Origin of the sequence: Photobacterium lipolyticum (assembly GCF_003026475.1) — a bacterium.
In the GTDB taxonomy this organism is placed as follows: Bacteria; Pseudomonadota; Gammaproteobacteria; order Enterobacterales; family Vibrionaceae; genus Photobacterium; species Photobacterium lipolyticum.
Window position 1 is genome coordinate 16,764 of the sequence record NZ_PYMC01000024.1, and the last position, 12,684, is coordinate 29,447.

The following is a 12,684-nucleotide window of genomic DNA, read 5'->3' on the forward strand; positions in this document are numbered from 1 at the left end:
TCATTCGCTTTTATTTGTCAGCCGCTATTTCAAAGCTAAATAACCATTAATCGGTATTTAGCTTTGCGTGATTAAAAGGCTTTCGGAGCAAAACCTGTCACTTTCTTGATACCCATTTGACGACCAAGTGCTGTCATCGGGTGTACAACAACCAATCCTTTGACTGATTTTTTCAACTTACCCATATCAGCCTGCTCGGCTTTAGTCAGCTCACGCTTAAAGGGCAGTGATTTTAGATCCGCGCCTTGGTCGTTCATCTGACGAGTTTGCTGATTTTTCATACTTGCGATCAGCTTAGTCGTTTTTGCTATCTCCAGCTTAGCTTGTCCCGCGATAGCCTTGTCACCACGCTCTTCCGCACCGGCCAATTTACGACGGAACTTATCTAGTTTGTTATTTAGCTGCTGAAGTTCTTGCTTTAAATTCATGTTGTTACCTTAAAATACACGCTCACAACACCGATAGACTCCGACATCATCCGTCGGCGTACTGTGTTGACCTGCCGTTATTATAACAGAAAGTCTATCGCTCTCGTTACTGCAACATGATGTCATCTGGGGGTATTTAGACTTTTATATGATTATTTCGTGTATCCCCAACCCCCTTGAAAGCTGAATCACGTATTTTGAAATTCACTGTATTGGGGTTGATTATGATGGAACGAGAAGGCACAGTGCTCTTGGGCTAGCTTGGGTATACAACATCAAATTAAAAAGGAAGTGATACAATGAGTACCATATCAGAACAACTGGCAGTCATTAAAATTATTCCTGTCATTGCGATTGACCATGCAGAAGATATCATTCCTTTAGGCAAGGCGCTGGCAGATAACGGCTTGCCTGCGGCTGAAATTACCTTTCGCTCAGATGCCGCAGCCGAAGCTATTCGCTTACTTCGCGAAGCTCAGCCAGAAATGCTGATTGGTGCCGGTACAGTGTTAAATCGTGAGCAGGCTATTGCCGCTAAAGATGCCGGGGCAACTTTCATAGTATCGCCCGGTTTCAACCCAAATACAGTCAAGGCCTGCCAAGAAATCGGTATTGATATCATACCGGGGGTGAATAACCCTTCTACTGTTGAAGCAGCCCTGGAAATGGGGCTGACTACGCTAAAATTCTTCCCTGCTGAAGCCTCTGGTGGCATCAACATGTTGAAATCGCTGCTTGCGCCATATACACAGGTTCAGTTCATGCCTACAGGCGGCGTGAATAGTCAAAATGTGAAGGATTACCTGGCGATTGATCGTGTTTTCGCTTGCGGTGGTACATGGATGGTTGATAAGAAGCTCATCAATGAAGGGCGCTGGGATGAAATCGGCCGCTTAGCACGAGAAGCAGCAGACTTGGTCAACTGAATTCGTACACTACGATAGGGCTTCCAGATGGAAGCCTTTTTTTTTCCTCAAAATATATGCCCCTAAATATCAAGAATCGGCTGTTCACTAATGAATATCCCTGATCTTTGTAGCCAAATAGTCAATTAACAACCCTCTCTACTATATGTGTATTCCGCTTAAGCGTTAATTGGATTTATTTACAGAACGCAATACTTTGATATATGGCGACGTTGAAAAATGTGAGCCAGGTGTTGCTTGTTTTTTGATCTATCTCAATTTGGTATTGCATTACTCCTTTCGGGGTATGCATCTTATGGATTATAGGCATAGATTGAGAGTATCCCTATAAAGTATGCGTGGTTAAGTGGCCGGATCGTATTTTGCTTGTGCTTGCTTCATGTATCGACATGTTTTTAGGGAAGTTAGTCTCTTAACTCATGTTTTAAAAAAAGAGGAACGGCTCTTAAAAATAGGAGCCCGCGATGTCTGTTTGGGAGGGCTCATAGATGAGCGATTACCATGTCTGTAGCTTGATTGTGCACGCGTTAGCTGATCAGACTGAATCTGTTAAAAAAGCAATAGAAAATCTGGAAGGGGCAGAAGTACCTGTAAGCAATGAAGTCGGAAAGATGGTGGTGGTGCTCGAAGGTGATAGCAGAGACGGGTTGGTAGGACGTTTCGAAAAAATAAAAACATTGCCCGGCGTGCTGGCTGTGACCTTGGTGTACCACCATATGGATGAGCAATCTGATCTTAAGGAAGCGTAAAATGACAGTCAGTAGACGTAGTTTCTTAAAGGCTAATGCAGCAGCAGCGGCAGCTGCGGCGGCAGGCTTAACCTTACCTGTTTCTATTGCCCAAGCTGCCGGTGAAGACAAGGAAGTCAAGTGGGATAAGGCACCTTGCCGCTTTTGTGGTACAGGCTGTAGCGTACTTGTCGGTACTCAAAATGGCCGGGTAGTGGCATCCCAGGGCGATCCGGACGCGCCGGTTAATAGAGGATTAAACTGTATTAAAGGCTATTTCCTGCCCAAGATCATGTACGGGAAAGATCGTCTTACCCAGCCGCTACTGCGCAAAACCGATGGGGTTTACGATAAAGAGGGTGAGTTCACGCCAGTGAGCTGGGATGAAGCCTTTGATGTCATGGCGGATAAATATAAGCAGGCATTGAAGGAAAAAGGGCCGACGTCTGTCGGAATGTTCGGCTCAGGCCAGTGGACCGTCTGGGAAGGGTATGCGGCTGCCAAGCTGTTTAAAGCCGGTTTCCGTTCAAACAATATTGATCCCAATGCCCGCCACTGTATGGCTTCTGCTGTAGTTGGCTTCGCCCGCACCTTCGGCATGGACGAACCGATGGGTTGCTATGACGATTTAGAGCAAGCCGATGCGTTTGTGCTGTGGGGCTCAAACATGGCAGAGATGCACCCCATCTTGTGGACACGTCTCACCGATCGCCGGTTGTCGTCCGACAAAGTGAAAGTGGCCGTGCTTTCCACCTTTACCCACCGCAGTTATGAGCTGGCTGATAACCCGATCATCTTCACGCCGCAGACGGATCTGGCGATTCTAAACTTTATAGCCCATTACATTATTTCCAACGACAAGGTCAATAAAGCGTTTCTTGGAAAGCATGTCAATATCCGCAAAGGTGAAACGGATATCGGCTATGGCTTGCGTCCGACTCATCCGCTGGAAAAGGCGGCTAAGAATCCGGGCAGCAAAGAATCAACGCCGATGAGTTTTGAAGAGTACGCCACGTTTGTGTCGACATATACCGCCGAATATACCTCAGAATTGTCTGGTGTACCGATCGATCAGCTCAATGAGCTAGCCGAGATGTATGCGGATCCTGACATTAAAGTCGTCTCTTACTGGACCATGGGGTTCAACCAGCACACCCGCGGCGTTTGGGCCAATAACCTGGTTTATAACATTCACCTGTTAACTGGCAAAATATCGAAGCCCGGTTGTGGTCCCTTCTCCCTGACGGGGCAGCCATCGGCATGTGGTACTGCGCGTGAAGTGGGTACCTTTGCCCACCGCCTTCCGGCGGATATGGTGGTGATGAATCCCAAGCACCGTGAAATATGTGAAACCAAGTGGAATATTCCGGCTGGCACCATTCCGCCGAAACCGGGTTACCATGCTGTTCTCCAGGACAGGATGCTAAAGGATCGCAAGCTCAATGCCTATTGGGTGATGTGTAACAACAATATGCAGGCCGGACCGAATCTTAATGAAGATCGCCTGCCGGGCTACCGCGATCCTGCGAACTTTATTGTCACCTCCGAACCGTATCCCACGGTAACGGCCATGGCTTCAGATCTGATTTTACCGACAGCAATGTGGGTTGAAAAAGAAGGTGCCTATGGTAATGCCGAGCGCCGTACCCAGTTCTGGCGACAGCAAATCTCCCCGCCGGGAGAAGCGAAATCAGATCTTTGGCAGCTGATGGAATTTTCCAAGCGTTTCAAGGTAGAGGAAGTCTGGCCGGCAGAGCTGATCGCCAAAAAGCCTGAGCTTAAAGGCAAAACGTTGTTCGATGTGCTGTATAAAAATGGCAATGTCGATGAGTTCAGCCTTGATGAAATTCCAGCCGATCAGCTGAACGATGAGTCCCGTGATTTTGGCTTCTATGTGCAAAAGGGGCTGTTTGAAGAGTATGCCTACTTTGGTCGGGGCCATGCCCATGATCTGGCTCCGTTTGATATGTACCACCAGGCACGTGGCTTACGCTGGCCTGTGGTTGATGGCAAAGAAACCTTATGGCGCTATTCAGAAGGTTACGACCCTTATGTGAACAAAGGAGAGGAATTCGCTTTCTATGGCAAGCCGGATAAAAAAGCAGTGATTTTTGCTCTGCCTTACGAGCCCGCTGCCGAATCACCGGATGATGAATATGATCTCTGGCTATCGACCGGGCGGGTACTTGAACACTGGCATACCGGTTCAATGACGCGCCGGGTGCCTGAACTCTATCGTTCATTCCCAGATGCCGTCGTTTACATGCATCCACTTGATGCGAAAAAACGCGGTCTGCGCCGTGGTGATGCGGTCAAGTTAGTGTCGCGCCGTGGTGAAGTTCTGAGCCACATCGAGACACGCGGCCGAAACAGAGTGCCACAGGGGTTGGTCTTTATGCCATTTTTTGATGCCGGCCAGTTAACCAACAAGTTAACCCTCGATGCAACGGATCCACTTTCAAAAGAAACCGACTTTAAGAAATGTGCGGTGAAAGTGGTTAAGGCATAACTGACGAGTACAGAACGATGAAGACTCCGCGCTTTAGAACTTCTGACAGTCGCAGGCGTTTCTTGCGAGATGCCATGCGAACGGCCATCGGTGCCGGCACTGCAGCAACGGTACTGGGTTTGCAAACCAGGCAAAGCCAGGCTGATGTGGGAGTACCAATACGTCCGCCGGGTGCATTAGACGAGCCTGATTTTCTTCAGGCTTGCCTGCGCTGCGGTTTGTGCGTGCAAGCCTGCCCGTATAACACATTGAAACTGGCGACGTTGGTGTCGCCGGTGGCTACCGGAACACCGTATTTCACGGCCCGGCAGATACCGTGCGAGATGTGTGAAGACATCCCCTGTGTTGTGGCTTGCCCAAGTGGTGCACTCGACCCTGCTATGACCGATATTTATCAGTCAAGGATGGGGACAGCCGTTCTGATCGATCATGAGAACTGCCTGAACTGGCAGGGTCTGCGTTGTGATGTTTGTCATCGCGTGTGCCCGCTGATTGATGAGGCAATTACCTTAGAGGCTATTCGTAATCAGCGAACCGGCTACCACGCCAAGTTTATTCCAACTGTGCATACTGACGCCTGTACCGGTTGTGGTAAATGCGAGGAAGCCTGCGTGCTCGACGAAGCGGCGATCAAGGTGGTTCCGACGGTACTGGCGAAAGGTCTGATGGGGCAGCATTACCGGTTAGGCTGGGAAGAAAAGGCGGAGCACGGTGGCAGTTTGATCTCTGACGATCTGACGTTGCCTGTCCGTAAACCCGACAACGCAGGGGGAGGCCAGTAATGGCGAAACTCTTTGTGAAAAACCATGCGAAAGATGCCGGACAAGCAGCGGTAAAGACGCTGGGCTGGTGGAAAGCACATCGCTTTTTGCTGTTGCGTCGTTGTTGTCAGCTGCTGATCATCGGCTTGTTTATGGTTGGGCCGACACTTGGTGTGTTACGGGGTAACTTATCATCAAGTACGTTGTTTGACACCATACCGATGACCGATCCGCTGATCTTGCTGCAAACCCTGATGGCCGGACATCTGCCAGAGCTTACCGCTCTGCTCGGTGCGCTTATCGTGGTGGTGTTTTACGCCGTGATCGGGCCGCGTGTGTTCTGCGGCTGGGTTTGCCCCATGAATATAGTGACAGATGCTGCCGCATGGCTAAGGCGAAAACTGGGACTTAAGGTCAGTTACAGCTGGCCATCCAGCTTGCGTTACTGGCTGTTGGCGATTCTGCTGCTTGGCAGTGCGATTTCGGGCACTGTGCTATGGAGCTGGGTTGATCCGGTTGCAGCCTTGCACCGCGGATTAATCTTCGGCATGGGAGCCGGTTGGATCCTGATCGCCTTAGTGTTTGTGCTTGATCTACTTCTGGTTGAACACGGCTGGTGTGGTCATTTATGTCCGCTGGGGGCGGCTTACGGGGTGATTGGCCGTAAGAGCTTGCTCCGGGTGACGGCAACTAACCGTGAAGCATGCAACAAGTGTATGGACTGCTTTAACGTGTGTCCGGAGCCTGAAGTATTGCGACAGCCACTAAAAGAAGGCGATCGCCGGGTAATGAGTCAAGACTGTATCAGTTGTGGGCGCTGCATCGATGTCTGTTCTGAAAGGGTATTGGAATTTAAAACAAGAATTGGAGCCAAATATGAAGGGTAAGATTGTTGTGTCTGCACTGCTTGCAGCATTTGTTAGCACAGCGGCATTCGCCGAAGTTACCTCGCTGCGCGGCGATCAAAAAATTGGCGAGAGCAATGAGGTTGTTACTATCAAGCAAGTGCCGAAAAAACAGGATCGTCTGGCGCTTGATTTTGTTAACCAGCCGCCTTTAATCCCGCACTCCACGGATCAGGTTCAGCTAAACCCGAGTAATAACGGATGTTTAGAGTGCCATGATGTGAATAAGTACCGTAAATCAGGGGCGCCTCGCGTGAGTGCGACTCACTATATGGATCGTGATAATAAGGTTTTGGGAGACGTTGCACCACGTCGTTACTTCTGTTTGCAATGCCATGTTACACAGGTTGATGCAACACCATTGGTTGAAAATACCTTTCAGCCTGCTGGTAAATTTGGCGAATAGGAGGTTGTATGGGGATTAAGCTGCCCGGTTTTATTCAGCGCTTCTGGATATGGTTCAGAAAACCTAGCCATTTCGCGATAGGGAGCATACTGACAGTGGGTATTCTGGTTGGGATCATTTTCTGGGGCGGGTTCAATACCGCAATGGAAATGAGCAACCAGGAAGATTTCTGTATCAGCTGCCATGAAATGGAAAACAATGTCTACCAGGAGTATGTAGGTACCATTCACTACAACAACCGCAGTGGTGTGCGGGCAACCTGCCCTGACTGCCATGTGCCGAAAGAGTGGGCACCGAAAATGGTTCGTAAGATCCAGGCAAGTAAGGAGCTGTATGCTAAGGCATTCGGCATTGTAGATACACCGAAGAAGTTTGAAGAGCATAGATTTGAAATGGCATCCCGCGAGTGGGAGAGAATGAAGGCAAATGATTCACAGGAATGTCGCAATTGCCATAATTTCGAATATATGGATTTCACCACCCAGAAGCCGGTTGCTGCCAGGATCCACGATGATGGGGAAAATGAAGGCAAAACATGTATCGACTGCCATAAAGGAATTGCGCATCAGCTACCGAAGGGGCACAAGATTGACAAAGCGATCTAGTTACGTTTGCTGAAACACCAATCCCCAATTGAGTCATCAGTTGGGGTTTTTTCGATGGCATATTTTTTTGTGTGTGATATCTCATGATTTCTTATGTGAAATGGAGGATAATCCACCGGTTTTTTACTTGAAATTATTCTTTAGAGAGAGTCATGAGCAATAATAATTTTGTTAAAATTTGCTTGAAGAATGGCGTTAAAGACCTTTTTGAAACGCCCGAGGCTGAGGTTGAAGACCTTTTCGAAATACCTGCGCGTGGGATTGAATACAATTCAAGTCGAGAGGCTTACATAGATAAAAGTAAGCTTGTTTGGTTTAAGATTGATGAAGTAAAAATGACAATCGCAATGAGCTTTGGTGACATTTGGTCGACGTTACAATTCCCCGATCACGGTAGTGAATTTCAGCGAATCAAAAGCGAGCTTACAAGACCGTCGTAAATGCTGTTTTATATGCTTGATATAGCTCCCTCATCAACGGAGCTATATCATGACTTACGAAGGTTGCAGACGTTATTTCTCGACTACCACACGTGCATTTAACGGTTGTAGTGGACGGTTGTTAGCTCCCATCGCCTCTTTTAGCATTGAAATTCGTTTTGTCGAAGCAGCCACTGGCTCTTGTAGAACAAACCAGCGTACACCCTCACTGCATGGTGGTGTAGTTAAAGAACCATTGAAACGGTAGTAATAATCAGTACTCGGCAACAATTCGCTTGGCTTAACTTCGACATCCAGCTCTACTTCATCGTGTTCCGAAGGAATTTCGGCCAGCAAGTTAGATAAGCTCTTATTGAAGGCAGGATCTGCTTCAAACATTACCGCCACTACAGCCAGGTTACCTTGCTCATTGGCATGAACAAAGTGCGCTTCAAGTGGGTACTGTTTGTTTTTAATATAGTTCTCTGATGGCGTATGGAAATGGAATTGCTTCAGCTCGAAAGACTTCCCATCAACTAACAGCGTGTTTAGCCCTTTAACATTCGCCTGTACAGTATGGCCATTGTTGATCAATTCCGTCACTTCACCCTGATATTGGATATTTAGTGGCGCAAGGTCTACTTCAAGAGGTTGGGTAATGTTAATTGGAGATTGGTTACTTCCCGCTGCACATGTCGGGTAAGTATCTCCCCAGTGCTCTACACCATGCTCGCCTGTATAGCCCCACTTACCTTCAGCCAAGGCCGAAGAAGAGAGCAGAAAACCTAACGCTGCAATAGCCAATTGTGTCTTTTTCATTTTTATACCTTAAGAGTTCAATGTTAAAGCTCATTATAAACTATGAAAAAAAATGCACCTGTCAACAGATTCCATGCAGCAGCTAGGGGTTTCTTCCATTCAGGCTATATTGTAGCCATTGCTTCAGTGTAAGTGGGGGTTCTTACTCATCTAGCGATTGAGAGGGTTGAAGGTAAAAGGCAGCAGCTCACCGACATCAACGGGTGAACTTTTCGCACATGCTTTGTAAATCAATGCTACCAATCGCGTAAATTGGACAAACGTCGTGATGTGGATTCAATATGCGCCTAGCTTATGAAGGTGATTTATTTGGCATTGAAGAACAAGGCTTTTTCTTCAACCGTACCTATGACGTCACTGTGGGTTCATTTTATCTAGCTGCTTCATATAAGTTCTGATCATTTATCAGAACCACTTTTTGGAAACACAAAGAAGGCTATCTGAAGATAGCCTTCTTTGTTATTACTTCCTTAGCGGTGGACTGACTTAGTAACCACTGATAAAAGGAGTTCACGATGTGCTTTGACGGTTTAGCCATTAAGGTGTTGAAAGAGCAGTTTGCTCGGAAAATTCCAAATTAGTCGTTAGGATTTTAATGGAATCAAGAGCTTGAATTGCATAACTATTCATGGCTTCCAATGGGAAGGTCGGTTCTTCGGTCTGAAAATCGTTGTGTATATTACGAACGTTATAATAAATAGACGTCTAAAAAGACAATTAAGAGTCAATTCATACCGCTATTGAACACCGTTCTTTATTAATGTATCCTCTTTTTTTTTTATAAACATATACCTACCATGAATATAGTTAGTACAGCTTTTGAAGCCAACAGTCATAAAAACAAAGGAAAGTCAAAAGCTATAGTTAAGTGCATCATTCGAACTTTGTTACATTATCCATACATAAAAAAGATGGATGAAAATTTTGCTCGTGATGAACGGAAAATGCTATTTAAAAAGCAGCCAAATTTCTTAACAAAGTGCATAACGCCTTACTTACGTAATGGTTTCAGTAGAAAAGAAATTATTGAAATTTTAATTGGGCACTATGACTGGTTTGAAAACAAATTTTCAACGGATGCGCGTCACCAGATCTATGATGATGTATTGACACTCTACAGACTGGAAATTGACGAACAAGACTACCTAATTAACCTGAGTTTTGAGAGAAATTCGAGAAAAGAAGGTGAGCTGACACTTACGCTTACAGACTCGGAAAATAATAAATATTATGTGCTCGCGTTTACTGTTATTGATAACGACATTTATGTTGGTTGTATGCAAGGCGGTGCGAATGATAATGGCTTTAGTCGATTATTTACCAAAGCATTTTATGGCTTGCGTCCAAAATCCTTCATGGTTGAAACATTACGTTTACTTGCTGTTAGTTTAGATATAAAGAATATTTATGCAGTTAAAAATTCAGCGCATGTATATACTGCAAAACGTTATGGCAAAAAGAGCAAAACGATTAACCTAGATTATGATCGTCTGTGGGAAGAGCATAATGCGGAGTCTCATGATGATTATTTCTACATGCTGCCGCTTAAATCTGAACGCAGGGCAATGGAAGATATCAAGCGTCCAAAGCGTAAGATGTACCGCGAACGCTACGCTTGGTTAGATAACTATGACAAAGCGCTTAAGAATACGCTTGATTGCATCTGTAAGTAAAAAAGGCAGTAATGCGAACACTGCCGTTTATAGCAACCATGTGACGTGTAGAAAGCATAAACCGCAAGGAAGCGGTATATAAAGTTGCAAAGATCTCCCTCCGTTTTCGGTTCTGTTTTTTTGTATTCGTGAACAATACGAATGATCCACATATAACGACGAATAGTAGTAATGAGTAGCATCTGAAATCAAGCAACCCCTTTATATTGCACAATCTCAGCATGTTGTAGGTTTTTGCTGGATATGTTACGCAAATTTTAGCATCAAAGTTGGAATTAAAGATCTTAGCTGCTTCTATTTATAGAAAGATAAGGAGGGCATATGTGCAAACTACTCATACAATTTAGCCGCCGACGTACCGAGTGGCTTGTTCAAGAAGATGGCATGCTTTGGATTAGCATGGATGGTAAAGCCATTTTACTGGCATAAGCATTGGTCGTGATTTTTCTGAGTATTGTGGATTTCGTCTAGGCTGTTCAAAACATAATTTTTTCTAATTATCCTACGAGATTGATGAAAATCATCTAGTTATCATGTTTGATTTGCGGGTCAATAAGCGCGGCGTAGAATGAAATAGAGACTTAGGCGATACTCTCATGTATTGCTTTTGGGAGTATCGCTTGCTTTCAAATCCTTGAAAGGTTAGCTACGATACCCAAATTAGCGCTAGTAACAAAATTACTGATGAAGTCGATAGAATCATTGTTGCAAGAGTTGCAATTTCGCCTAGAGTAGAAGGTTTTGACGCTTTTTTTACTTCAGTGGTTTTTTCAGTGTCCAATATTGATAGGAGTGCTGAATTCATTTTCTCTACCTCATGTAATTAAACTTCAAGATACAGAGCGGATCTTACTCTTTATGTGATAAAGATCAAATAAAGTTGGTAACTTAATTACATGATTTTCCGGGGGCTAGTTTGGAAAATCTGATTTGTATGTAAGGAGCCTATTAGTCGTACATCCATCGCTATTGAAACAATAATCCCTTCATTTGACAAATTGGTGGGGTAATCATCGCAGAAAATGCTTATAACAAGGCGTTTAGATGAAGCACCTTGTTCCCGATAACGTCGCCCTTGCCTAAGCTGATGCCATAGAGTGAATACCACAGCTGAAGCAGATCAGTAAGACGCCGGTTATCCCCTTTCTCACCAAGTCACGGCTTATCCTCAATTTCACGCATGGTGAAGCGCTCAAGGGCTAAGGCTTCACCCTTGGTTGCAAACTTTTTACGTAGACGTTTGCCTTGCCGCCCTTGGGGGTAGCATTCGCAAAACCACGTTCCATCTGTTTGTTTTCTAACTGACATAACCAATCATAACTGTATGTTTATACAGTTATTATGTAGGTAATATGAAGTAAATCAATGTTTATTGAAGGGAATAGAAACATCACAGGGAAACAACACGGCATCATCAAATTGCTGCTAGTGGGCAGTGACTGAAGCCTCACCAGCAGCTGGTGTAGTATTTCTTAGAACCAGTTGAGGATATCGGAACTCCAATCAAAAGTTCCATCTCCATCGGTATCGGCTGTAACTTGGAATGTGTCGGCTGTCAGCGCCACCAACGAAGCCTTGGTCTCGCCCGTGCCCGTGATGATAAGTTCGCCGGAGGACGGACCAACGTCGTCATAATATTGCATAAACGGCGTGGTTGATTCGACCTCCACGTAGCCGTAATCGGGGTGATAATACTGGCCCGAAGAACAAGTCATTTCAACCCAAGTTGCTCCTTCAAGCATAGATACAACATAATTTGCTACTTTATACACCTTGCCCGTATCGTTGTCCCGGATCAGGTCGTTTAATGTCAGTGACAGGGTGGAGGAAGAGAAATTAACGTTGGTTGTACCGCTCATTGTGACCGAACTGCTACTCGTCTCCATGGATAGCTGGCTGTAAGACATCTCCATAGCAATAATTTCAAGTGTCGAAAGGTTAACAGAACCTGATATATTGATAGTGCCGTGAACTGTCTCGCCATCTTCACAAAATTGGTCATACTGTTGAGTACCGGTCAAATTGCCGTTTGTATCGTCGAGATTGAGAGTTATAGTTAAGAGGCCTCCACAGTTACCGTCAAATGTTTCTGTTTCCGTGTGAATGGTCCGTGGTTCAGGTGTCGTCTCTGCAGAGGTTGTGAACTTTTCGAACCCTTTCATCATCCGCCAAAAGGACAATAACGCGCTACTTTGTAAGAAGCTCTCCTCTTCATCACTACTGGCAACATCCGTTCTACTCGCTGAGGTGATCTTTATCGCCGGGCCACCCATTAAGGCGCCTATCGTCAACACGGTAGCGTTGTCGGCATTGATGACTGCCATTTCTGTCAAGCCGGTATAGATTATACTTCCGCTATCATCACCGTCTCCACCGCCACCACCGCCACAACTAATAAACGTGACAAGGCCGATGACGAAAATGAATCCAGTTATAAGGTAACGAAGCGGTTGTCTCACCATATTATTCAGTTTCATCTTTACAACTCCTTTTTTCGTGTTATTT

12 protein-coding genes and 1 pseudogene are annotated in these 12,684 nt (G+C 45.6%); 9 read left to right on the plus strand and 4 right to left on the minus strand.

Translation table 11 applies throughout. The features are described from left to right. Window positions 1-71 precede the first annotated feature (71 nt). Window positions 72-428: a YibL family ribosome-associated protein gene (locus tag C9I89_RS20750; RefSeq protein WP_107285233.1), complete on the minus strand. Its 357-nt coding sequence runs from the start codon at window positions 426-428 to the stop codon at window positions 72-74. Window positions 429-727: 299 nt separating this feature from the next. Here C9I89_RS20750 and C9I89_RS20755 point away from each other — a divergent pair, with 299 nt between their 5' ends. The 8 genes from C9I89_RS20755 to C9I89_RS20790 all read left to right on the plus strand — a co-directional run bounded on the left by C9I89_RS20755 (window position 728) and on the right by C9I89_RS20790 (window position 7,708). Then, entirely contained in the window at window positions 728-1,354 is a 627-nt protein-coding gene (locus C9I89_RS20755) for a bifunctional 4-hydroxy-2-oxoglutarate aldolase/2-dehydro-3-deoxy-phosphogluconate aldolase (protein ID WP_107285234.1), read from the plus strand. A gap of 488 nt (window positions 1,355-1,842) precedes the next feature. Continuing rightward, a complete protein-coding gene (locus C9I89_RS20760; RefSeq protein ID WP_107285235.1) occupies window positions 1,843-2,103 on the plus strand; it encodes a chaperone NapD in 261 nt (86 codons plus the stop codon). 1 nt (window position 2,104) lies between these two features. Continuing rightward, on the plus strand, window positions 2,105-4,591 hold the full coding sequence (napA, locus tag C9I89_RS20765; protein ID WP_107285236.1) for a nitrate reductase catalytic subunit NapA: 2,487 nt from the start codon (window positions 2,105-2,107) through the stop codon (window positions 4,589-4,591). Between the two features lie 17 nt (window positions 4,592-4,608). Beyond that, window positions 4,609-5,373 carry a ferredoxin-type protein NapG gene (gene napG, locus C9I89_RS20770; protein ID WP_107285237.1) on the plus strand — a complete coding sequence of 255 codons (765 nt, stop codon included), beginning with the start codon at window positions 4,609-4,611 and terminating at the stop codon, window positions 5,371-5,373. After that, window positions 5,373-6,239: a quinol dehydrogenase ferredoxin subunit NapH gene (gene napH / locus C9I89_RS20775; RefSeq protein WP_107285238.1), complete on the plus strand. Its 867-nt coding sequence runs from the start codon at window positions 5,373-5,375 to the stop codon at window positions 6,237-6,239. The genes napG and napH overlap by 1 nt, the downstream gene beginning before the upstream one ends. Continuing rightward, window positions 6,229-6,663, plus strand: a complete 435-nt coding sequence (locus tag C9I89_RS20780; protein WP_107285239.1) for a nitrate reductase cytochrome c-type subunit — start codon at window positions 6,229-6,231, stop codon at window positions 6,661-6,663. The genes napH and C9I89_RS20780 overlap by 11 nt, the downstream gene beginning before the upstream one ends. A 14-nt stretch (window positions 6,664-6,677) precedes the next feature. Next, window positions 6,678-7,268 (plus strand): cytochrome c-type protein NapC, encoded by a 591-nt coding sequence (gene napC, locus C9I89_RS20785; protein ID WP_107285274.1) that lies wholly within the window; start codon window positions 6,678-6,680, stop codon window positions 7,266-7,268. Window positions 7,269-7,420: 152 nt separating this feature from the next. After that, window positions 7,421-7,708, plus strand: a complete 288-nt coding sequence (locus tag C9I89_RS20790) for a hypothetical protein (RefSeq protein ID WP_107285240.1) — start codon at window positions 7,421-7,423, stop codon at window positions 7,706-7,708. A gap of 72 nt (window positions 7,709-7,780) precedes the next feature. On the opposite strand, the gene C9I89_RS20795 is transcribed toward C9I89_RS20790, so the two are convergent. Then, window positions 7,781-8,506, minus strand: coding sequence for a carbonic anhydrase (locus C9I89_RS20795; protein ID WP_107285241.1), 726 nt, complete (start codon window positions 8,504-8,506; stop codon window positions 7,781-7,783). 797 nt (window positions 8,507-9,303) lie between these two features. Here C9I89_RS20795 and C9I89_RS20800 point away from each other — a divergent pair. Next, window positions 9,304-10,179 carry a VirK/YbjX family protein gene (locus tag C9I89_RS20800; protein ID WP_107285242.1) on the plus strand — a complete coding sequence of 292 codons (876 nt, stop codon included), beginning with the start codon at window positions 9,304-9,306 and terminating at the stop codon, window positions 10,177-10,179. Window positions 10,180-11,220: 1,041 nt separating this feature from the next. Here the strand turns inward: C9I89_RS20800 and C9I89_RS22885 are convergent. Beyond that, window positions 11,221-11,487, minus strand: a pseudogene (locus C9I89_RS22885) (site-specific integrase); the annotation flags it as partial. A gap of 164 nt (window positions 11,488-11,651) precedes the next feature. Further along, window positions 11,652-12,656, minus strand: coding sequence for a hypothetical protein (locus tag C9I89_RS20805; protein WP_107285243.1), 1,005 nt, complete (start codon window positions 12,654-12,656; stop codon window positions 11,652-11,654). Between the last annotated feature and the right edge of the window lie 28 nt (window positions 12,657-12,684).

Excerpts from the sequence above, each read along its gene's own strand:
- C9I89_RS20750 (WP_107285233.1), bottom strand. The coding sequence starts at position 428 with ATGAATTTAAAGCAAGAACTTCAGCAGCTAAATAACAAACTAGATAAG.
- C9I89_RS20755 (WP_107285234.1), top strand. The coding sequence starts at position 728 with ATGAGTACCATATCAGAACAACTGGCAGTCATTAAAATTATTCCTGTC.
- C9I89_RS20760 (WP_107285235.1), top strand. The coding sequence starts at position 1,843 with ATGAGCGATTACCATGTCTGTAGCTTGATTGTGCACGCGTTAGCTGAT.
- napA (WP_107285236.1), top strand. The coding sequence starts at position 2,105 with ATGACAGTCAGTAGACGTAGTTTCTTAAAGGCTAATGCAGCAGCAGCG.
- napG (WP_107285237.1), top strand. The coding sequence starts at position 4,609 with ATGAAGACTCCGCGCTTTAGAACTTCTGACAGTCGCAGGCGTTTCTTG.
- napH (WP_107285238.1), top strand. The coding sequence starts at position 5,373 with ATGGCGAAACTCTTTGTGAAAAACCATGCGAAAGATGCCGGACAAGCA.
- C9I89_RS20780 (WP_107285239.1), top strand. The coding sequence starts at position 6,229 with ATGAAGGGTAAGATTGTTGTGTCTGCACTGCTTGCAGCATTTGTTAGC.
- C9I89_RS20790 (WP_107285240.1), top strand. The coding sequence starts at position 7,421 with ATGAGCAATAATAATTTTGTTAAAATTTGCTTGAAGAATGGCGTTAAA.
- C9I89_RS20795 (WP_107285241.1), bottom strand. The coding sequence starts at position 8,506 with ATGAAAAAGACACAATTGGCTATTGCAGCGTTAGGTTTTCTGCTCTCT.
- C9I89_RS20800 (WP_107285242.1), top strand. The coding sequence starts at position 9,304 with ATGAATATAGTTAGTACAGCTTTTGAAGCCAACAGTCATAAAAACAAA.
- C9I89_RS20805 (WP_107285243.1), bottom strand. The coding sequence starts at position 12,656 with ATGAAACTGAATAATATGGTGAGACAACCGCTTCGTTACCTTATAACT.